Source organism: Mesorhizobium sp. BHbdii (assembly GCF_053848045.1).
The window spans coordinates 377850-399399 of the sequence record NZ_JBSPKX010000002.1 but is presented as its reverse complement, the minus strand read 5'-3'; the positions used below and the strand labels follow the sequence as shown (position 1 = coordinate 399399).

At 63.3% G+C, this 21550-nt stretch carries 19 protein-coding genes; 14 read left to right on the top strand and 5 right to left on the bottom strand.

The genetic code is table 11. From position 1 onward, the window contains the following. The first annotated feature begins 104 nt into the window (after positions 1–104). The 9 genes from gcvA (ACWTU8_RS14655) to ACWTU8_RS14615 all read left to right on the top strand — a co-directional run bounded on the left by gcvA (ACWTU8_RS14655) (position 105) and on the right by ACWTU8_RS14615 (position 10045). Positions 105–1013, top strand: a complete 909-nt coding sequence (gene gcvA / locus ACWTU8_RS14655; protein WP_029347193.1) for a transcriptional regulator GcvA — start codon at positions 105–107, stop codon at positions 1011–1013. Positions 1014–1236: 223 nt separating this feature from the next. Further along, positions 1237–2547 (top strand): ABC transporter substrate-binding protein, encoded by a 1311-nt coding sequence (locus ACWTU8_RS14650; protein WP_455848719.1) that lies wholly within the window; start codon positions 1237–1239, stop codon positions 2545–2547. A gap of 150 nt (positions 2548–2697) precedes the next feature. Further along, the gene (locus tag ACWTU8_RS14645) at positions 2698–3570 is read left to right on the top strand and encodes a carbohydrate ABC transporter permease (RefSeq protein ID WP_127207932.1); all 873 of its coding nucleotides are present in this window, start codon (positions 2698–2700) and stop codon (positions 3568–3570) included. A gap of 11 nt (positions 3571–3581) precedes the next feature. After that, positions 3582–4406 carry a carbohydrate ABC transporter permease gene (locus tag ACWTU8_RS14640; RefSeq protein ID WP_455848718.1) on the top strand — a complete coding sequence of 275 codons (825 nt, stop codon included), beginning with the start codon at positions 3582–3584 and terminating at the stop codon, positions 4404–4406. Positions 4407–4456: 50 nt separating this feature from the next. Then, the gene (locus ACWTU8_RS14635; RefSeq protein WP_455848717.1) at positions 4457–5461 is read left to right on the top strand and encodes an ABC transporter ATP-binding protein; all 1005 of its coding nucleotides are present in this window, start codon (positions 4457–4459) and stop codon (positions 5459–5461) included. Continuing rightward, complete coding sequence (locus tag ACWTU8_RS14630; RefSeq protein WP_455848716.1) at positions 5458–6228, top strand: L-iditol 2-dehydrogenase; 771 nt, start codon at positions 5458–5460, stop codon at positions 6226–6228. The genes ACWTU8_RS14635 and ACWTU8_RS14630 overlap by 4 nt, the downstream gene beginning before the upstream one ends. 71 nt (positions 6229–6299) lie before the next feature. Further along, the gene (locus ACWTU8_RS14625; protein WP_455848715.1) at positions 6300–7778 is read left to right on the top strand and encodes a mannitol dehydrogenase family protein; all 1479 of its coding nucleotides are present in this window, start codon (positions 6300–6302) and stop codon (positions 7776–7778) included. Continuing rightward, positions 7779–8462, top strand: a complete 684-nt coding sequence (locus ACWTU8_RS14620) for an HAD family hydrolase (RefSeq protein ID WP_455848714.1) — start codon at positions 7779–7781, stop codon at positions 8460–8462. Further along, positions 8459–10045, top strand: coding sequence for an FGGY-family carbohydrate kinase (locus tag ACWTU8_RS14615; RefSeq protein ID WP_455848713.1), 1587 nt, complete (start codon positions 8459–8461; stop codon positions 10043–10045). Before ACWTU8_RS14620 ends, ACWTU8_RS14615 begins: the two co-directional genes overlap by 4 nt. Before the next feature lie 26 nt (positions 10046–10071). On the opposite strand, the gene ACWTU8_RS14610 is transcribed toward ACWTU8_RS14615, so the two are convergent. Next, positions 10072–10650 carry a histidine phosphatase family protein gene (locus ACWTU8_RS14610; protein WP_455848712.1) on the bottom strand — a complete coding sequence of 193 codons (579 nt, stop codon included), beginning with the start codon at positions 10648–10650 and terminating at the stop codon, positions 10072–10074. Positions 10651–10924: 274 nt separating this feature from the next. Here ACWTU8_RS14610 and ACWTU8_RS14605 point away from each other — a divergent pair, with 274 nt between their 5' ends. After that, the gene (locus tag ACWTU8_RS14605) at positions 10925–12328 is read left to right on the top strand and encodes an MATE family efflux transporter (RefSeq protein WP_095517539.1); all 1404 of its coding nucleotides are present in this window, start codon (positions 10925–10927) and stop codon (positions 12326–12328) included. Positions 12329–12358: 30 nt separating this feature from the next. Here ACWTU8_RS14605 and ACWTU8_RS14600 read toward each other — a convergent pair whose 3' ends face one another. The 4 genes from ACWTU8_RS14600 to speB form a co-directional block, all read right to left on the bottom strand. After that, positions 12359–13003 (bottom strand): amino acid ABC transporter permease, encoded by a 645-nt coding sequence (locus ACWTU8_RS14600; protein ID WP_287201892.1) that lies wholly within the window; start codon positions 13001–13003, stop codon positions 12359–12361. Next, a complete protein-coding gene (locus tag ACWTU8_RS14595; RefSeq protein ID WP_455848711.1) occupies positions 13000–13668 on the bottom strand; it encodes an amino acid ABC transporter permease in 669 nt (222 codons plus the stop codon). Before ACWTU8_RS14595 ends, ACWTU8_RS14600 begins: the two co-directional genes overlap by 4 nt. 97 nt (positions 13669–13765) lie before the next feature. Further along, positions 13766–14569, bottom strand: coding sequence for a transporter substrate-binding domain-containing protein (locus tag ACWTU8_RS14590; protein WP_128345475.1), 804 nt, complete (start codon positions 14567–14569; stop codon positions 13766–13768). Between the two features lie 149 nt (positions 14570–14718). After that, positions 14719–15780 (bottom strand): agmatinase, encoded by a 1062-nt coding sequence (gene speB, locus ACWTU8_RS14585; RefSeq protein ID WP_455848710.1) that lies wholly within the window; start codon positions 15778–15780, stop codon positions 14719–14721. A gap of 234 nt (positions 15781–16014) precedes the next feature. Here speB and gcvA (ACWTU8_RS14580) point away from each other — a divergent pair, with 234 nt between their 5' ends. The 4 genes from gcvA (ACWTU8_RS14580) (at position 16015) to ACWTU8_RS14565 (ending at position 21467) form a co-directional block, all read left to right on the top strand. Then, positions 16015–16989 (top strand): transcriptional regulator GcvA, encoded by a 975-nt coding sequence (gene gcvA, locus ACWTU8_RS14580; RefSeq protein WP_128344525.1) that lies wholly within the window; start codon positions 16015–16017, stop codon positions 16987–16989. Between the two features lie 239 nt (positions 16990–17228). Next, positions 17229–18533, top strand: coding sequence for a nicotinate phosphoribosyltransferase (gene pncB, locus ACWTU8_RS14575; RefSeq protein WP_455848709.1), 1305 nt, complete (start codon positions 17229–17231; stop codon positions 18531–18533). Between the two features lie 24 nt (positions 18534–18557). Next, the gene (locus tag ACWTU8_RS14570; RefSeq protein ID WP_455848708.1) at positions 18558–19997 is read left to right on the top strand and encodes a hypothetical protein; all 1440 of its coding nucleotides are present in this window, start codon (positions 18558–18560) and stop codon (positions 19995–19997) included. Between the two features lie 165 nt (positions 19998–20162). After that, complete coding sequence (locus ACWTU8_RS14565) at positions 20163–21467, top strand: ABC transporter substrate-binding protein (RefSeq protein ID WP_455848707.1); 1305 nt, start codon at positions 20163–20165, stop codon at positions 21465–21467. Positions 21468–21550: the final 83 nt, after the last annotated feature.

The following is a 21550-nucleotide window of genomic DNA, read 5'->3' as shown; positions in this document are numbered from 1 at the left end:
CAGCCTTTGTTATTTCTGGACGAGAGTGATCGTCGACCTCAAATATCGGCTGGATCGGGCCTTGCTGCCAATCAAACGTCGATCACGGCCCATAAGGAGGGCTTATGCCTGAACTCAAGTCACGGCAGGTCTCCCAGCTGCCTCCGCTTCAGGCGATCCGGGTGTTCGAGGCGGTGGCGCGGCATCTTTCCTTCACCAAGGCAGCCGGCGAGCTCGGCATGACCCAGGCGGCGGCGAGCTATCAGATCAAGCTTCTGGAGGAGCGCGTCGGGGCGCCTTTGTTCCTGCGCCGGCCAAGGCAGATCGTGTTGACCGAGGCCGGGCAACGCATGGCGCCTGCGGTCAGCGAGGCGTTCGCCCTGTTGGGTGGAGCCTATGCCGCGGCGCGCAGCGGCGCCGATGGGATGCTCTGCGTCTCGACGCTGCTGACCTTTGCCTCGAACTGGCTGGCGCAGCATCTCGGCTCGTTCCAGGTCGCGCATCCGTCGCTGGCCGTGCGTCTCGATACATCGAACCGCCTCGTCGATTTCGCCCGCGAGGACATCGACATCGCCATCCGTTCGGGCGGCGGAAACTGGCCGGGCGTGGAGGTGCACAAGCTTTTCAATGCGGACTTCACGCCGATGCTGAGCCCGAAACTCGCGGCGACCATCGGCGGGGTGAAGGAGCCGGCCGACCTGTTGCGCCTGCCGATCCTCGATCCCGGCGACATCTGGTGGCGGGACTGGTTTATCGCCGCCGGCCTGCCCGTCGAGGAACTGGCCAAGCGCCCCGGCTCCAGCATGGGGGCGCAGGCCTATGAGGCAAACGCCGCGATTGCCGGGCAGGGCGTGGCGATTGTGACGGCCGCTCTCTTCAAGGCCGAGCTTGCCGATGGCCGCCTGATCCAGCCTTTCGATCTGGTCGGCGACGACGGCCACGCCTACTGGCTGGTCTATCCCCAGGCGCGGCGCAACGTGCCGAAGATCCGCGCTTTTCGCGAATGGATCCTGGCTGAGATTGCCGGCCAGTAGGTCGGCAATTGTCCAATCAAGTGGGCGCCGAAATCCGGCATTTCGCGTGCGCCGATAGCCATCCCACTGTTCTTCAAATACCCCCGAACGCGTCTCGAACCGGATGCCGCACTAGCTTTCGTGCTGCGCTGCAGCAACGAATCCGGCTTGACATAAATCACACAAAATGAGTAATTGCTCACAGCCAAAGCAAATGCTCAGCTTGGTCTATGGGAGGAATTTGATGAAACTTCGCACGCTCACCCTGGGTCTGTTGTCGGCCAGCACCCTTGCGTTCGCCGCGCATGCCGAATCCATCACCATCGCCACCGTCAACAATGGCGATATGGTCCGCATGCAGACGCTGACCGACGACTTCACCGCCAAGAACCCCGATATCCAGCTCCAGTGGGTCACGCTCGAGGAGAACGTGCTGCGCGAGCGCGTCACCACCGACATCGCCACCAAGGGCGGCCAGTATGACGTGATGACCATCGGCACCTACGAAGTTCCGATCTGGGCCAAGCAGAACTGGCTGCTGCCGCTCGACAAGCTCGGCGACGACTATGACGTCAAGGACATCATCCCGGCCATCGCCGGTGGCCTTTCGGTCGAGGGCAAACTCTATGCGGCACCGTTCTACGGCGAAAGCTCCTTCGTCATGTACCGCAAGGACCTGATGGAGAAGGCCGGGCTGACCATGCCCGACGCGCCGACCTGGGACTTCATCAAGCAGGCCGCCGAGAAGATGACCGATCGCGCCAACGGCGTGAACGGCGTCTGCTTGCGGGGCAAGGCCGGCTGGGGCGAGAACATGGCCTTCCTGACCGCCATGTCGAACTCCTTCGGCGCACGCTGGTTCGATGAGAACTGGAAGCCGCAATTCGACCAGCCCGAGTGGAAGAACACGCTGCAGTTCTATGTCGACCTGATGAAGGCCAATGGCCCCGAGGGCGCATCTTCGAACGGCTTCAACGAAAACCTGGCGCTGTTCCAGCAGGGCAAGTGCGGCATGTGGATAGACGCCACCGTCGCTGCGTCCTTCGTCTCAGACCCGAAGAACTCCACGGTCGCCGATAAGGTCGGCTATGCGCTGGCGCCCGACAATGGCTTGGGCAAGCGCGGCAACTGGCTGTGGGCCTGGTCGCTGGCCATTCCCGCCGGCACGCAGAAGGCTGACGCGGCTCAGAAGTTCGTGTCCTGGGCAACCAGCAAGGACTATCTCGAGCTCGTCGCATCGAAGGAAGGCTGGGCCAATGTTCCGCCCGGAACGCGCTCCTCGCTGTACGCCAACCCCGAATACCAGAAGGCGGCGCCCTTCGCCAAGATGACGCTGGACTCGATCAACGCAGCCGATCCGACGCATCCGACCGTCAAGCCGGTACCCTATGTTGGTGTCCAGTTCGTCGCCATCCCTGAGTTCCAGGGCCTTGGCACCACCGTCGGCCAGCTCTTTTCGGCCGCACTCGCCGGCCAGACCAGCGTCGACGACGCCTTGAAGCAGGCCCAGGATGCTGCCACCGCGACGATGACCGAGGGTGGTTATATCCAGTAGGCTCCTCCCGGTGGCGAACGCCGGCTGCCCATCATGGCCGGCCCCACCTTGACCAGCAGGGGGCCGCCCGAATCCCAGTTCGGGCGGCCACCTTCAAACTCTGAAAATTGGCACGCCTCTGAATTTAGCTGACCTCGAAGGGTGACCGTCATGGCTACTCAGCAGACCCGTTCGCTTGCCCGCTTCATGATGGCGCCATCCGTGGTGCTGCTGTTCGTCTGGATGATCGTTCCGCTGGCATTCACCCTGTGGTTCTCCTTCCAGCAGTACAACCCGCTCAATCCGATCCGCGACGGGTTCGTCGGCTTCTCGAACTACGCCCTTTTCTATTCCAATCCGGCATTCCTGCAGTCGATCCTCAACACGCTAATCCTCGTGGCCAGCGTGCTTTTGATCACGGTGATCGGCGGCATCCTGCTGGCGCTGCTGATCGATCAGCCGATGTGGGGACAGGGCATCGTCCGCATCCTCGTCATCTCGCCGTTCTTCGTCATGCCGCCCGTGGCCGCACTGGTCTGGAAGAACATGATCATGCATCCGCAATACGGCGTCTTTGCCGACATTGCGCGCTTCTTCGGCGGGCAGCCGATCGACTGGTTTGGGCAGTATCCCATGCTGGCGATCATCATCATCGTCGCCTGGCAGTGGCTGCCGTTTGCGACATTGATCCTCCTGACGTCCCTGCAGTCGCTCGACGGCGAGCAGAAGGAAGCCGCCGAGATGGACGGGGCCGGCTTCATCAGCCGCTTCATCTATTTGACGCTGCCGCATATGTCGCGCGCCATCACCGTCGTCATCCTGATCCAGACGATCTTCCTTCTGTCGGTCTATGCCGAGATCCTCGTCACCACCAATGGCGGCCCGGGCTACGCCTCCACCAACCTGCCCTTCCTCGTCTACCAGAAGGCGTTGCTGGAGTTCAAAATCGGCCAGGCATCCGCCGGCGGCATCCTCGCCGTCATTCTCGCCAACATCGTCGCCTTCTTCGCCATGCGCGCGGTCGGCAAGAACCTGGACAAATAAGGGAGGAAACGATGGCACGTGCAGTCAGCACCCAACACAAGACGATTGCGACCGCGGCCGCCTGGATCGTCGCCCTGCTGATCTTCTTCCCGATCCTCTATACGATCATCACCTCGTTCAAGTCGGAGCAGGAGGCCATCCAGGGCTTCAACCTGTTTCCGTCGGGAACCACGGAGAGCTATACCGCGGTCGAGGCGCAGAGCGGCTACTTCAAGTTCTTCCTCAACTCCGTGTTCCTGTCGGTCGGCTCGACTATCCTGGCTTTGCTCTTCGCTATACCGGCGGCCTGGTCGATGGCGTTCTCGCCGGGCAAGTGGACCAAAGACATCCTGATGTGGATGCTTTCCACCAAAATGATGCCGGCCGTTGCCGTGCTGTTCCCGATCTACCTGATCTTCCGCGATACCGGATTGCTCGACAGCCGCATCGGTCTGATGATCATGCTGATGCTGATCAACCTGCCGATCGTGGTGTGGATGCTCTACACCTACTTCCGCGAAATCCCGGGCGAGATCCTGGAAGCGGCGCGCATGGATGGCGCATCGCTCTGGAACGAGATCGTCTATGTGCTGACGCCGATGGCTGTGCCGGGCATCGCCTCGACAATGCTGCTCAACATCATCCTGGCATGGAACGAGGCGTTCTGGACGATCCGGCTGACCACCACCGAGGCCGCCCCGCTCACCGCCTTCATCAGTTCCTTCTCAAGCCCTCAAGGGTTGTTCTGGGCCAAGCTGTCGGCGGCCTCGACGCTGGCGATCGCGCCGATCCTGATCATGGGCTGGTTCAGCCAGAAGCAGCTGGTGCGCGGCCTGACATTTGGTGCCGTGAAGTAGCGACGTTGCTCGAAGCATCTGGCGAAAAATAACCCCTCGGGGAGGAAACCATGGGAAACATCACGCTCAAGCACGTCTCCAAGTCGTTCGGGTCGACGATCATCATTCCGGGCATCGACCTGGTCATCGAGAACGGCGAGTTCGTCGTCTTCGTCGGCCCGTCAGGCTGCGGCAAGTCCACGCTGCTGCGACTGATCGCCGGGCTGGAGGATACCACCGCCGGCACCATCAACATCGACGGCCGCGACGTCACCGGCGAGGCGCCGGCCAAGCGCAAGCTGGCCATGGTGTTCCAGTCCTATGCGCTCTACCCGCACATGACGGTGGCCAAGAACATCGCCTTCCCGCTAAAGATGGCGGGAGAGGACCAGGCGACCATCGATCGGAAGGTGAAGGACGCGGCGCGCATCCTGAACCTCACCAACTATCTCGATCGCCGCCCCGGCCAGCTCTCCGGCGGTCAGCGCCAGCGCGTCGCCATCGGCCGCGCTATCGTACGGCAGCCATCGGCTTTCCTGTTCGACGAACCTTTGTCCAACCTCGACGCAGCACTGCGCGGCACCATGCGGCTGGAGATCAGCGAGCTGCATCATCAGCTCAAGACGACGATGATCTACGTCACCCACGACCAGGTCGAGGCGATGACCATGGCCGACAAGATCGTCGTGCTCAATGCCGGCAACATCGAACAGGTCGGCTCGCCGATGGAGCTCTACAAGACGCCGAAGAACCTGTTCGTCGCCGGCTTCATCGGTTCGCCCAAGATGAACCTGATCGAAGGCGCGCCGGCGGCCAAACATGGCGCCAAGACCGTCGGCATCCGTCCCGAGCATATGAACATCTCGAAGACTTCAGGCGAATGGAAAGCCACGGTCGGCGTCGCCGAGCATCTCGGCTCCGACACGTTTTTGCACGTGCAGGCCGACGGTGTCGGACCGCTGACGGTGCGCGCCGACGGCGAACTGGCCGCCCATCACGGCGACACGATCTATCTGACGCCGGACAAGACCAAGCTGCACCGCTTCGGCGCCGATGGAAAGGCGATGATGCAATGAGGCTCGAGGGTAAATCGGCGCTGATCACCGGGTCGGCGCGCGGCATCGGCAGGGCGTTCGCCGAAGCCTATGTCCGCGAGGGCGCCATGGTCGCCATCGGCGACATCAATCTCGAAGCCGCCGAAAAGACCGCTTCGGAGATCGGCGGCAACGCTTACGCCGTGAAACTGGACGTCACCGACCTCGCTTCGATCGAGGCGGCGGTCAAGGCGGTCGAGACAAGGGCCGACCGGCTGGATATTCTGATCAACAACGCCGCTCTGTTCGACCTGGCGCCGATCGTCGAGATCACCAAGGCGAGCTACGACAGATTGTTTTCCGTCAATGTCGCCGGCACGCTGTTCATGCTGCAGGCCGCCGCCCGCTCGATGATCGCGGCTGGTCGGGGCGGCAAGATCATCAACATGGCGAGCCAGGCCGGGCGCCGCGGCGAGGCGCTGGTCGCCGTCTATTGCGCTACCAAGGCCGCCGTTATCTCGCTCACTCAGTCGGCGGGACTCGACCTGATCAAGCACCGCATCAACGTCAACGCCATCGCGCCGGGCGTCGTCGACGGCGAGCACTGGGACCATGTCGATGCCCTGTTCGCCAAATACGAGAACCGGCCGAAGGGCGAGAAGAAGAGGCTGGTCGGCGAAGCCGTGCCCTATGGCCGCATGGGCACTGCGCAAGACCTCACCGGCATGGCGGTGTTCCTGGCCAGCGACGACGCCGAATACATCGTCGCCCAGACCTACAATGTCGATGGCGGCCAGTGGATGAGTTGAGGGGGCGAAGGCGCTCTTCTCCCCGTCTCCTCCACCGGGGGGAAGAGCCGTCCCGCTAAAGGGTAAAGCAGATGACCGTGAAACTCTCTTCTTCCATCCTCGCCAAGCTTCCGCCTGAGGTCGCCGGCCCGAAATATGATCGCGCGGCGCTCAAGGCCGGTATCGTCCATTTCGGGGTCGGCAACTTCCATCGCTCGCATCAGGCCGTCTATCTCGACGACCTGTTCAATGCGGGCCTCGGCCACGACTGGGCAATTATCGGCGCCGGCGTCTTCGAGGGCGAAAAGGTCGGCCGCGGCAAGTTGCAGGAACAGGACTGGCTGACCACCGTGGTCGAGCAGGATGCTGGCCACATGAGCGTCCGCGTCACCGGTGTCATGATCGACTTCCTGATGCCGGGCGCCGCGGCCGCGATCATAGAACGGCTTGCCGATCCGGCGATAAGGATCGTTTCACTGACCATCACCGAGGGTGGCTACTTCATCGACCCGGCGTCGGGCGTGTTCAATCCGACCCATCCCGACATCGTCGCCGATGCGCAGCCGGAAGCAACGCCGAAAACTGTCTTCGGCATCATTCTTGCCGGGCTGATGCGCCGCCGCGACGACGGCATCGTGCCCTTCACAATCATGTCCTGCGACAACATCCCTCACAACGGCCATGTCACCGCCGATGGCGTCATCGGCCTCGCCCGGCTGATTGACGAGGATCTGGCGACCTGGGTGAGCGATAACGTTGCCTTTCCCAACGGCATGGTCGACCGCATCACGCCGGCCACCACTGACCGCGAGCGTGGCATTCTCTCGAGCGAATTCGGGCTCGACGACAACTGGCCGGTGTTCTGCGAACCGTTCAGGCAATGGGTGCTCGAGGATCGTTTCACCAACGGCCGCCCGCCGCTGGAAAAGGTCGGCGTACAGTTCGTCAGTGACGTCGCGCCCTACGAGTTGATGAAGATCCGCATCCTCAATGGCGGTCATGCGACCATCGCCTATCCGGCCGGGCTGATGGACATCCATTTCGTCCACGAGGCAATGCAGGAGCCGCTGGTGCGCGGCTTTCTCGACAGACTGGAGCATGACGAGATCATCCCGACCGTGCCGCCGGTGCCGGACACCGTGCTGGAGGACTATTATCAACTCATTGAGCACCGCTTCTCCAATCCGAAGATCGGCGACACCATCCGCAGGCTCTGCCTCGACGGCTCCAACCGGCAGCCGAAATTCATCATCCCGACCATCGCCGACCGGTTGAAGGCCGGCAAGGGCGTCGCCGGCCTGGCGCTGGAATCGGCGCTGTGGTGCCGCTACTGCTTCGGCACCACAGATAGCGGCGTCGTCATCCAACCCAATGATCCGAGCTGGGACCGGCTGCAGACGACCGCCAGGGCGGCAAAGGATACGCCTGCCGCCTGGCTGGCGATGGACGACATCTATGGCGAGGTCGGACGCTCGGCGCCGTTCGTCGAGGCCTTCGCCCATGCGCTCGAGGCGCTCTGGGCCGATGGTGCGCGTGCGACACTGATGCGTTACCTCGCCGGCAATCTCTGAATGGCGCCTGAACTGGTCATTTTCGACTGCGACGGCGTGCTGGTTGATAGCGAGGGGCTGTCCGTTTCGGCGCTGCTTAGCATGATCACGCTCGCCGGCGGCAGTGTCAGCGAGGACGCCGCCTATGAGCATTTCCTCGGCAAGAGCATGAAAAACGTCCGCGAAATCCTCGGCCGCGACTTCGGACTTGATATCACCGACCAGCACCTGAGCGAGATGCGCGTAGAGCTGATGCGCAAATTTCGCGAGGAGCTGAAACCGATCCCCGGCATCGGGCAGGTTCTGCCGAGGCTCGCCATGCCATGCTGCGTTGCTTCCTCCGGCACGCTGGACCGCATCCGCTATGCGCTCGACGTCACCGGGCTGCTCGGGCTGCTCGAGCCGCATCTGTTCAGCGCCGCCATGGTGGCGCGGGGCAAGCCGGCGCCGGACCTTTTTCTCCACGCAGCCGCCAACATGGGAGCGATCCCGCAAAATTGTCTCGTCGTCGAGGACAGCCCCGCCGGCGTCAGGGCGGCACGGGCGGCGGGCATGCGCGTCCTTGCCTTCACCGGCGGCTCGCACGCCGGCAACCCGGCACTGAAAGCGCGGCTTGCGTCGAGTGAACCGGACTTTATATTCGCTGACATGCTGCAATTGCCCGATCTGATTGCAGGCCTGGGAGCGAGAGCAAGAACACCTTGACGAAAAGTTTCGTTTGCGCGGTCGATGTCGGCACCGGGAGCGCCCGTGCGGGCATTCTCGACACCGGAGGCACCTTGCTCGGCCGCGCCGAGCACCCGATCGTCATGAACCGGCCGAAGGCCGATCACGCCGAGCACGATTCGCAGGATATCTGGTCGGCGGTCTGCATTGCCGTGCGCGCCGCCCGCGAAAAAGCCGGCGTGGCAGCGGAGGACATTCTCGGCATCTCCTTCGACGCGACCTGCTCGCTGGTGGTGCGGGGCAAGGATGGTGGCCAGCTCAGCGTCTCGGTGTCGGGCGACAGGCGCTGGGACACCATCGTCTGGCTCGATCACCGCGCCATTGCCGAGGCCGATGAATGCACCGAAAGCCGCCATACCGTGCTCGACTATATCGGCGGCGTCATGTCGCCCGAAATGGAGACGCCGAAGCTGATGTGGCTGAAGCGCAACCTGCCCGGAACATGGAACGAAGCCGGCTATCTATTCGACCTCGCCGACTTTCTCGGTTGGAAGGCGACCGGTTCGCTCGCCCGCTCGCAATGTACGCTGACCGCCAAATGGACCTATCTGGCGCATGAAGAGACCGGCTGGCGGCACGACTTCTTCGAAGCGGTCGGGCTCGGCGATCTCTTCGAGCATGGCAATCTGCCTGACAAGGCCAGCCCGGTGGGCGCCGATCTCGGCCGGCTGAGTGCGGAAGCTGCGGCTGAGCTTGGCCTGACCGAAAAATGCCGGGTCGGCGCCGGCGTCATCGACGCCTACGCCGGCGCGCTCGGCGTGCTCGGCGGCTTTGCCGGCGATGAAACCAACATCGGCCGGCATCTGGCGCTGATCGCCGGCACCTCGAGCTGCGTCATGGCGATGTCGCCCGACCCGCAACCCTTTGCCGGCGTCTGGGGCCCGTATTATGGCGCAGCGCTGCCCAGCCTTTGGCTGTCGGAAGGCGGCCAGTCGGCCACCGGCGCGCTGCTCGATCACATCATCCGCTGGCACGGCGCCGGCGGTGAGCCGGATGCCGCCATGCACGCCAGGATCGCTCGGCGCGTTGCCGAACTGCGCACCGTCGAGGGCGAGAACCTTGCCGGAAGGCTGTATGTGCTTCCGGATTTCCACGGCAACCGCTCGCCGCTCGCCGACCCGCATGCCGTCGGCGTCATCAGCGGGCTGACGCTGGATTCCTCCTTCGACAGCTTGTGCAAGCTCTATTGGCGTACCGCCGTAAGCATTGCGCTAGGCGTGCGCCATGTGCTGGAAGCCCTGAACGAGAACGGCTATCTGATCGACACGCTACATGTCACCGGCGGCCACACCAAGAACCCGCTCCTGATGGAGCTTTATGCCGACGCCACCGGCTGCACGGTGGTCGAGCCGCTGGCCGACGAGGCGGTGCTGCTCGGCACCGGCATGATCGCCGCCACCGCCGCCGGCCTTTTTCCCGATTTGAACGCCGCCTGCGTCGCCATGCAGCAAGGCGGCAAGACGCGAGAGCCCAATTCGGCGGCCGCCGGCCGGTTCGACCGCGACTATCGTGTGTTTTTGGAGATGCACCGGCAGAGGCAGGCGCTGGACGCAATCAGATAGACGCGAACAAGCCTTTAAAGCGTCTGCTATCTCTGGTTCCAGCGCCGGATAATTGGTTCGCTAATGTCGTGCTCATAGCCGAGTACGCTTGTGCTGGCGGTATCCAGCACGAACAGAGCTCCATTTTGCGGCGGCAGGCCGAGCCAGCGCGTAGCCAGCACCCGCAGGAAATGAGAGCTTGAAAACACCAGGACATGGCCGTTGACGCCACGCAGCTCGTCGATGATCCGATCCGCCCTTGCGCCGACGTCCTCTGCCGCCTCGCCATCAGGGCAGCCGTCGCGAAACAGACGCCAGCCGGGGCGTTCGATGAGGATCTGCTTTGTGGTCAGCCCCTCGTAAGCGCCGTAATCCCATTCCGCCAGATCGGCCTTCTTCACGCCGGCCGAACCGAAGCCGGCCAGCGTACAAGTCTTGAAGGCGCGCTGCGACGGGCTCGACCAGACAGCCTGGAACGAAAGGCCCTGCAACTGCTCAGCGACCCGCCCGGCGGCCTCCTCGCCGGCAGGCGTCAGCGGTATGTCGGTCAGGCCGGTGTGCTTTCCGGAGGCGCTCCATTCCGTCTCGCCATGCCGAACCAGATAGATTTCGGGAAACGCGCTCATCCGCATGCCTTTCGATGGAATCTGATATCATGCCTGCTCTTCAGGTCAGTCAGCGACGCAACCATAGCGGCTTCTGCGCTCTCTCCAAACAAGCGGGAATGAGACCGTACGCGCTGGCTCAACTCTTCCTCTGAGTCAGCCTCTTGCCATAGCTGCCCATTTCGTAGACAAGCCGGGCTGTTAATGCGGAATCCGGGCCGATCACGGCTATATTCCGCGCTGAGACGCGGCTTCCGGCCTTTTTGCCGACGCGCCGCAATCGGATAGGCGAAAAATGTCTGCGATCGAAGCCGGCGCTCGCGCGCCGGAAAATCTTTGGCGTCAGGAAATCAGGGCGACGCTGGCGCTCGCCTGGCCGATGGTGCTCACCAATCTCGGCCAGACCGCGATGACCGCCACCGACGTCATGATGATGGGGCGGCTGGGTCCGGACACGCTGGCCAGCGGTGCGCTCGGCGCCAACCTCTATTTCATGCCGCTGATCTTCGGGCTCGGCCTGATGCTGGCGACCTCGCCGATGATTGCCACGGAACTCGGCCGCCGTCGCCATTCCGTGCGCGATCTGCGCCGCACCGTGCGGCAGGGCCTGTGGCTGGCGATCCTCATCTCAATCCCGATCTGGATATTTCTCTGGTACGGCGAGGCCGTGTTGCTGGCCATGGGTCAGGAACCGGCGCTGGCACATCAGGCCGGCATCTACCTGCGCTGGCTCGAATGGGCGGTGCTGCCCTTCTACGGCTATATCGTCCTGCGCTCGTTTATCTCGGCGCTGGAGCGGCCGGGTTGGGCGCTGGTCATCGTCTTCGTTGCCGTCGCGTGCAATGTCTTCTTCAACTGGGTGTTCATGTTCGGCAATCTCGGCGCTCCTTCAATGGGCATCGCCGGCTCCGGCCTCGCCACCACGCTGTCCAGCACGCTGATGTTCGTCGGCATGGCGGCGGTGGTGATGCTTGAGCCGAAGTTTCGCCGCTACCAGCTGTTCGGGCGCTTCTGGCGGGCCGACTGGCCGCGCTTCAAGGGCCTGCTGCGGCTCGGCCTGCCGATCGCCGGCCTGCTCGCCTTCGAGGTGACGATCTTCAACGCGGCAGCCCTTCTCATGGGGCTGATCGACGCTGCCTCGCTTGCAGCGCATGCCATCGCCATCCAGATCGCCTCGATCAGCTTCATGGTGCCGCTCGGCCTCAACCAGGCGGCGACGGTGCGTGTCGGGCTCGCCCATGGCGCCGGCAATCCGGAAGGCGTTTCCCGCGCCGGCTGGACCGCCTTTGTCATCGGCGTCTCGTTCATGGCGCTGATGGGGCTGGTGATGATCCTGTGGCCGCAACTGCTGATCAGCGCCTTCATCGATCTTGGTGAACCGGCCAATGCCAGGGTGATCGGGCTTGCCGTGTCGTTCCTGGCCTTTGCCGCGCTGTTCCAGATTTTCGACGGCGCGCAGGCGGTTGCCGCCGGCATGTTGCGCGGCCTGCACGACACCAAGGTGCCGATGATCTATGCAGCGATCGGCTATTGGGGTATCGGCCTGCCGCTCGGCGTGCTGCTCGCCTTCTATTCCGGGCTCGACGGCGTCGGCATCTGGATCGGCCTGTCGTTGGGGCTGGCGGTGGTGGCGGCGCTGCTTCTGGCCCGCTGGCTGCGGCGCGACAGGATCGCGCCGCCGCTCTCCTTTGGGCATTGAAGCAGAATCCCGACGGTCGACCGGTGCGGCTCAGCGGGCCGCCGCGCGTTCAAGCCTGCGTGCATATTGCGTCAGCGGAAAACACATGACGAAGAAGATCAGCGCCACCAGCCCATAGACGGTGAAGGGTTCGAAGGTCGCATTGTTGATCGCGTTGGATGTCCTGACCAGTTCCTCGAAACCGATGATCGAGGTCAGCGCGGTCGACTTGATCAGCTGCACCAGGAAACCGACAGTCGGCGCACGGGTGATCGAGAACGCCTGCGGCAGGATGATCAGCCGGAGTTCCTGCAGATAGTGGAGGCCGAGACTGGCGCCGGCATCCCACTGGCCGCGCGGCAGCGCATCGACGCCGCCGCGCCAGATCTCGGCGAGATAGGCGCTGGCGAAAAAGGTGAGGCCAAGCGCTGCGGCGGTCCACGGTTCGATGCGCAAGCCCAGCATCGGCAGGCCGAAGAACATCAGGAAGAGCTGCATGAGCAGCGGCGTTCCCTGAAAAAGCGCGATGTAGCCCGATGCAAGCCGTCGCGCCCATTTATTCTTGGCGATCCGGAAGAACAGCACGAGCATCCCGACCACGCCGCCACCGACGAAAGCCGCCAGCGACAGAAGCACCGTCCAGCGCGCGGCGAGCACAAGGTTTCGGACAATATCCCAGAAGGTGAATTCGATCATGACACGCCGGCTCCCAGAGCGCGGCGGCCGCCGCTGACCAGCAGCCGGCGCAGCCCCATCGACAGAAGGAGATAGACGATCGTCACCACGAAATACGTCTCGAATGCGCGGAAGGTGCGCGCCTGCAGCATGTCGGCCTCGTAGGTCAGTTCGCGCACCGCGATCTGCGACACCACGGCGGACTCCAGCATCATGATGATGATCTGGCTGGTCAGCGCCGGATAGATCACCTTGAGCGCCTGCGGCAGCACGATCTTGACGAACACCTGACGTGGCCTGAGCCCAAGCGCCAGTGCTGCTTCCGTCTGCCCGCGCGGCACCGCGTCGAGCCCGGCGCCGACGATCTCGATCGTGTAGGCCGCCATGTTGAGCGTCATTGCCAGCATGGCGGCCAGCAGCGGATCGAGCCTTATGCCGATGCTGGGCAGCCCGAAGAAGATGAAGAACAGCTGCACCAGGAACGGCGTGTTGCGCATCACCTCGACATAGACGGCGATGGCCCGCTTGAGCAGTACGGGCCCGTTTCGCCGCCCTGCCGCGCCGAGGATGCTAAGCAGCGTCCCCGCCAGTGTGGTCACCGCGATCAGCAGGATCGTCGTGCCTGCACCGCGCGTGATCGCGCCCGCGGCACCGGCAAGCCAGCCGAAGTCCAGGTTATAGCCCATGAGGATAGGTCCTGACCCTTGAGCATTTTGGGGCTAAATGCGGCAAGACAAACGGAAAGCGGTGCCGGTTCCAGGAGAACCGGAGCCGCTCTGGAGGTCAATCCTTGAGGTTGTCGGGATTGAGCGGCGTCTTGAGCCAGGCCTTCGAGCTTTCGTCCAGCTTGCCGTCGGCCAGCATCTTGGCGACCGCGTCGTTGACCGCCTGCTTCAGGCGGTCCTCGTTCTTGTTGAGGCCGATATGCGAGGGCGAGGTGAGAAGCTGGAATTTCTGCTCCGGCTTCAGTGCCTCCTGGCGGGCGAGCACCTGAGCGCCGACATCGTTGCCGACGACCATCAGCTGGGTCTGGCCCGAGATGAAGGCCTGGATGACGGAATTGTAGTTGTCGAAACGGCGAATGTCGGCCGAGGCGGGTGCTGCCTCGGTAAGTGACGTATCTTCCAGCGTGCCGCGGTTAACGGCGATCGACTTGTCGGCGAGGTCGTCCTTGCCTTCGACCTTCAGCGCGGCCGGGCCGATCACGGCGATATAGTAGGGTGCGTAGGCGGCGGCGAAATCGATCACCTGCTCACGCTCCTTGGAGTAGCCGACGCTCATCAGGACATCGACGCGCTTGTCGGTAAGATACGGAATGCGGTTCTGGCCGGTCACGCTGACCAAATTGAGCTTGACCTTGAGCTGGTCAGCGATGAACTGCGCCACGTCGATGTCATAGCCCTTGATGCTCATATCGGCGCTGGCCGAGGAGAAGGGCGGAAAGTCCGAGAAAATGCCGACATTGATGGCGCCGGCCTTGGTGATGTCATCGACCGCGTCGGCATTGGCGGCCTGGGTGGCAAGACCAAAGCCGGCGAGCATCAGCACGCCGGCGATGGATGATTTGAGCTTCATATGAAGTGCCATTGTCGTTCCCCTGCTGGAAGCTTGCTTGTTTTGAAAGCGGCCGCCGGCTCCAGCGCGGCGCTCGCCTTGGAACTTCTGATCGGACCATGATCTGTAGGTCAGCGGAGCAACAAACCGGTGTCCGTCGTCGGGATCATGGTCTGAATGCGTCAGGCCCCTTTGCCTGAGATCGCCGGGCTGAAGACCATCAGGCTGAGGATCTCGAACAGCACCTGCGCGCCGGCTTGGGCCGTGTTGGTGGTCGCGTCATATTGCGGCGCCACCTCGACGACGTCGCCGCCGACGATATTGAGGCCCTTCAGGCCGCGCAGCAGTTCAAGCACCTCCCGCGTCGTCAGCCCGCCGACTTCCGGCGTGCCGGTGCCGGGCGCGAATGCCGGGTCGATGCTGTCGATGTCGAAGGACACATAGGTCGGGCCATCGCCGACGATCTGGCGCGCCTTCGCGATGATGGCGGGCATGCCGAGGCCGGTCACCTCTTCGGCATGCACGACGGTCATGCCGGATTCGTAGGTGAACTCCCACAGATACTCGGCCGAGCCGCGGATGCCGATCTGGATGGTCCGCGACGGATCCAGCACCCCGTCCAGCACCGCGTTGCGGAACGGCCCGCCATGGTGGAACTTGGTCATGTCGAACAAGCCGCTGGTGTCGCAGTGGGCGTCGATATGGATCATGCCGACCGGCACTTTTTTGCCGACAGCCTTCAGGATCGGATGGCTGATCGAGTGATCGCCGCCGACCGATAGCGGGATGACGCCGGCATCGACGATCTGGTTCGTCCGACGCTCGATGTCGTCATGGCTGGTTTCCAGCCGGTAGCGGCTCTGGAATGGCACGTCGCCGATGTCGGCCACCTTCAGCTCGTGTGTCGGCGCGCATTCCAGCACGTGGTTGTAGGGGCCGATGCGCTCGATGGCGCGCAGCGCCCTTGGCCCGAAGCGGGCGCCCGGCCGGTTGGTCACGCCAAGGTCCATCGGCACGCCGATCATCGCCACCTGCAGATCGCCGAAATCAGGATTGTCGGCGGCAATTTCCCGGTAAGGCGCGGCGAGGAAGGTCGGGATGCCGGAATAGGGCGCCAGCCGCGTGCCGCTCTTGGAGAAGATCTTGTCGGCGACGCGCCGGAATTTGGGGTCGAACATCTCGCCGCCATGGCTTTCGCCATATTTGCGGCGCAACGCTTCGAGCTTGCCGCGATCATAACCCATGTCGGTCCTCCATGGCTGGTGCGGAGCGGCCATCAAATGACGGTCGCCGTCCTGCCGGCTGCCTGCGGATTTCACGTCTTGATGCTGTTCGATTCAAAGTGTCTTGCAGCTGCTTTGAAAAATCAATTGATATTGTTAGGGTCTTTGCTGTGAGAAAATCTCACATTAAGGTTGAGCACGGTCGTATCCGGAGACCGGGTTCCACTTTCGGGATCGTGCTCCTTTGAGGCTCCGATGGCCAAGCGTCTGCCTCCCCTGAATCCGCTGCGCGCCTTCGAGGCAACGGCGCGCCATGCCTCGCTGACCAAGGCGGCGGCTGAGCTCAACGTCACCCACGGCGCCATCAGTCACCAGATCAAGGCGCTCGAACAGTCGCTTGGCGTCAAGCTGTTCGAGCGCGCCGGTCAGCGGGTGAAGCTGACGCCGCACGGGGCCGAATTGCTGCCGGCGGTGTCGACCGCCTTCGACGGCATCGCCGCCGCCACGCAGCGCATGACAAGGCCGGCGAGCACCGGCGCCCTCTCGGTATCCTGCGTGCCGGCGCTGCTGTTGCTGTGGATGATCCCGCGGCTCGGCAGCTTCACCTCGCAATATCCGGACATCAGGCTGACGCTGATCCCGTCCAATGACGCCAAGGACGTCCGCGCGCCACATATCGACGTCTGCGTGCACTATGGCGACGGCAGCTGGACCGATTGCTGGATGCGCAAATGGTCGGGTCTCGAACTGTTCCCGGTGGTCAGCCCGACGCTGATCAACAACCGTCCGATCCGCACCGTGCGCGATCTCGCCGACCACGTCTTCCTGCATGGCGACGACGGCCGCGAGTGGCACACCTGGCTGGCCGCCGCCGATGCGCTCGATCTGGAGCGCGGCCGCCGGCACCATCTCGGCGACGCGCGCATGGCGAGTGAGGCGGCCGTTCATGGTCACGGCGTGGCGCTTGGCGATACTGTGACGGCAAGCGGGCTGCTCGCCCGGGGACTGCTTGTCGCGCCGTTCAGCCTGTCGGTGCCGGCGGTCGACGATTTCTACGTCGTCTGTCGCAACGAGATGAGGTCGGCACCGATCGTGCAGCTGTTCATCGACTGGCTGTTTGCCGAGAAAGAACAGGCCGACGGCCGCGCCGATGCGCCGGTGGCGGGCCGCATCGGCATCCGCCGGAAGCGCCCGGCGCTGCGAGTGGTCGGCGCCAAGACCGCTTCCTGAGGCCGCGATAGCCGAAGCCGTATGCTTGCCGCCGGCTTTTCTTTTTGTCAGGCCAGCCCGCAAAGCGGGAGGCGCTTTCAAAAATTCAATGCTAAGAGGCATTTCGCTAAAGCAATTCCAGGAAAAGTGCGCAGCGGTTTTCTGTTCGGAATTGCGTGAAAACAAATTTAGAGCGGTTCAGCGTTTCTATCCAGAAACTGAACCGGTCTAGGAGCGAGCAGTGAAGGCGGCATCGAGACATGACCAAGACCGATATAGCGCGGCGCGTCTACAACCACACCTGGAAGCTCGACCCGATCGTCCGCAGCCTGCTCGACACCGATTTCTACAAGCTGCTGATGCTGCAGATGATCTGGGGCATGTATCCCAAGATCGACACCACCTTCTCGCTGATCAACCGCACCACTTCGGTTCGCCTTGCCGATGAGATCGACGAGGCGGAACTGCGCGATCAGCTCGACCATGCCCGCACCTTGCGCTTCTCCAAGAAAGAGATGATCTGGCTCGGCGGCAATACCTTCTATGGCCGCAAGCAGATCTTCGAACCGGAATTCCTCGCCTGGCTTGAAAATTTCCAGCTGCCGGAATACGTGCTTTCCAAGCGCGATGGCCAGTACGAGCTCACTTTCAGCGGTCCGTGGATGTACACGACGCTGTGGGAGATCCCGGCGCTCGCCATCATCAACGAATTGCGCTCGCGCGCCGCCATGCGGGCGCTCGGTCCGTTCGCGCTCGACGTGCTCTATGCCCGCGCCAAGGCCAAAATGTGGGCCAAGACGGAGCGGCTGAAAGCGCTGCCGGATATCCGCATTTCGGACTTCGGCACGCGCCGCCGCCATTCCTTCCTGTGGCAGCGCTGGTGCGTCGAAGCGCTGAAGGAAGGCATCGGCGAGGCTTTCACCGGCACCTCCAACGTGCTTTTGGCCATGGATAACGACCTCGAGGCGCTCGGCACCAATGCGCATGAATTGCCGATGGTGCTCGCCGCCCTCGCCAATTCCGAAAAGGAGTTGAAGCAGTCGCCCTACAAGGTGCTGCAGGACTGGCAGCGCTACTATGGCGGCAATCTGCTGATCGTGCTGCCCGATGCTTTCGGCACCGCTTCGTTTCTGCGCGATGCGCCGGACTGGGTCGCCGACTGGACCGGCTTTCGGCCCGACAGCGCGCCGCCGATCGAGGGCGGCGAGAAGATCCTTTCCTGGTGGCGTGAAAAGGGCAAGGACCCCAGGCAAAAGCTGCTCATCTTCTCCGACGGGCTCGAGGTCGAGACCATCGAGGAAACCTACCGCCACTTCCGCGGCAAGGTGCGCATGTCCTTCGGCTGGGGCACCAACCTGACCAATGATTTCGAAGGTTGCGCGCCGACCAACACCAACCGGCTCGACGCGATCTCGCTGGTCTGCAAGGTCACCGAGGCCAATGGCCGCCCGGCGGTCAAGCTCGCTGACAACCCAGCCAAGGCCACCGGCGACGAAAAAGAGATCGAACGCTATTTGCGCATCTTCGGGGAAAAGGATCGCGTGGAGCAGCTGGTCAAGGTGTGAGGGGCGAGGGAACTCTTGGATAGCATGAGTTCCTTCGCCGTAGAGCGCTGCCGGTTGGCAATAGCAATAGCCTTTGCGGCTTCATTGATCCTCCTCGCGCCCACCCCCGCCTTTGCCCATGCCTCCGATCGCGGCCACGTCCTGCTTCTGCCGACGGGCTACTACGTCGCCGGCGGCGCGCTTGCCGTTGCCGCCAGCTTTCTCGTCCTGGCGCTGCTGCCGTCAGACTTTCCCGCCCGCTTCTGGCGGCGGCGCCTGCCGCTTTTCGCATTCGGCAACGGCGCACGGGCAATCGTCAGCCTGATATCCTTTGCCGGCTTTGCAATTCTTATTGCGGCCGGCTTGTTCGGCAGCCGCGATCCGCTTTCCAACCCGCTGCCGCTGGCCATCTGGACGCTGCTCTGGGTCGGGCTGGTTTTGCTGCAGGGGCTGCTCGGCAATCTCTGGTCATGGCTGAACCCATGGTACGGGCCTTGGCGTGTCATTTCCCGCCTGTTCGGCAAGCGGCAGACATGGCGCCCGCCTCCGTGGCTTGGCTGCTGGCCGGCCGTCGTGCTGTTCTTCGGCTTCGCCTGGTTCGAGCTGATCGACCCGGCGCCCGACGATCCGGCGCGGCTCGCCTGGGCCGCCGGTTTCTATTGGCTGCTGAGTTTTGCCGCCATGCTGGTGTTCGGCTACCGCGACTGGAGCCGGCGAGGCGAGTTCCTGGCCGTCTTCTTCGCCATGATTGCACGATTCGCCCTCCTTGAGCGCAATGAAGTCGAGCGCAGTGAAGGCGGTCGGCTCAGTCTGTGCTGGCCGGGCGCCACGCTCAGCGATGCCGCGCCGCTGTCGCTCAGCGGCATTGCTTTCCTGCTGCTTGCGCTGTCGTCAGTCTCCTTCGATGGCCTGTCGAAAACCTTCTTTTGGCTCGGCCTGTTCGGCCTCAATCCGCTGGAGTTTCCGGGCCGCACGGCGGTGATCGGCATCGGCACCTTCGGGCTCGTGCTGACATTCGTCTTGCTTGCAGCCGCGTTCATCCTTGCCATTGTCCTTGGCCAGCGTCTTGCCGGCAGCCCGCATTCCCTCAGTCAGGCCGCAGGGCTGCTGGTCTGGTCGATCGTGCCGATCGCGCTCGCCTACCATGTCGCGCATTACCTGACGGCGCTGCTGGTCGATGGCCAATACGCCATCGCCGCTCTTTCCGACCCGTTTGCGCTGGGCTGGAACCTGCTCGGCACCGCCGGCATGCAGATCGAAGCCGGCGTGGCGGCTGGCGCCGGCTCGGCATGGTGGCTGTGGAATCTCCAGGCCGGCGTCATCATCGCCGGCCACATGCTCGCCGTGCTCGTTGCCCATGGCCTCGCCTGGCGATTGCACCCGGTTCCCGCTCGCGCCGCGCTCAGCCAGTTTCCGCTCACCGTGCTGATGATCGCCTATACGGTCTTCGGCCTGTGGTTACTTGCCACGCCTTCAGTCGGATGAGACAAAAGCCCGGCTCGATGGCGTCGATTGAATGTTGGGGAAAGCCCGCTTGCCACACCAGGGCTTTGATGATTTAGTTTGTACACATGCAATTTCGGCGCTCTTACCAGAGTGGCCCGCTTCGCTACAGCCATTGGTCAAAACTCAAAAACAAGGGGAACTGCCGTGACTGACAAGAATGGGTTTTTAGATCTCTCCAAAACCGGTCTCACCCGCCGCACGGCGCTAATGGGGTTGGCCGCAGGCGCCGGCCTTGCCGTCGCGCCTGGGTTCGTGCGTTATAGCCAGGCGCAGAGCTCGGCGCCGATAAAGATCGGCTTCCAGTCCCACCGCACCGGCATCGGCGCCGCCTATGGTCGCTGGTACGAGAGGACCACCGCCGCCGCGGTCAAGGCGATCAACGAAGCCGGCGGCATCAACGGCCGGCCGGTCGAGGTGATCATCGAGGATGACGGCACCGATCCCGGCCGCGGCGCCGAAGTGGTCGGCAAATTCGCCACCCAGCACAAGACCGACATCGTCTACGGCACGCTGTTTTCGCATGTCGTCATCGGCTCGGCGCCGGCTGCCGGCGAGGCCAAGATGCCCTATTTCGTCGTCAGCGAAGGCCACCACGTCGCCTCGACCAAGCTCAACCGCTACGTCTTCCAGCCCGGCATCACCGACGTGAAGAGCCAGATCCAGGCGATGGCGCCCTGGATCGCGGCGAATGCCGGCAAGAAGGTGACGCAGATATTCCCAGATTTCGCCTTCGGCTACGACCATCGCGACTATCTTCCGCCGGCGCTGAAGGCACAAGGCGCCGAAGTCATTGCCCAGATCGCCATCCCGCCGACGGAATCGTCCTTCACCAAATACTTCCCGCAGATCCCAGCCGAGACCGAGGTGATCTACCACGTCATGGTCGGTCCGGCGGTGCTCACCTTCGTCAAGGAACTCGGCGAGTTCTATGGCTCCAACCGGCCGCAGCTGTTCGGCTTCATCGATTCGCTCGAAGCCACCGACATCAACAGCCCCGGCCTCGAATTCCTCGACGGCAGCCATTTCTGGGAAGGCTCGCCGCGCTACGCGCAGCCCAATGATTCCGCCGCGCAGAAGGCCTATCGCGCCGCCGTGGGCATCGACGACAATGGCGCTGCCGTCGGCGATCCGAAGGATGTCTCCACCGCCGCGCACATGTTCGGCTGCTGGGAAACGCTCTATGTCGTCAAGAAGGCGATGGAGGATGCCGGCTACAAGGGTCCGGAAGACCGCGCCAAGCTGGTCGAGGCGACCGAGGCCTTGACCGAGTTCGCCGAGGGCCCCGAGCATCCGCAAGGGCCGAAGACCTTCAACGGCAAGATCCATCAGTGTTTTGGCATCCAGAACATCTCCAAGGTCGAAGGCGGCCGGCTGAGCGTCGTCCACAAGACCAAGATCGAGGACGGCCTCTATGAGCCGGAAGGGGATTACACGACCCAGGCCCTGTGAGATTAGCTGTTTTAGCCGTAGTGCGCTTCGAGCCACCCCCCTCTGTCCTGCCGGACATCTCCCCACAGAGGGGGGTGCTTCTC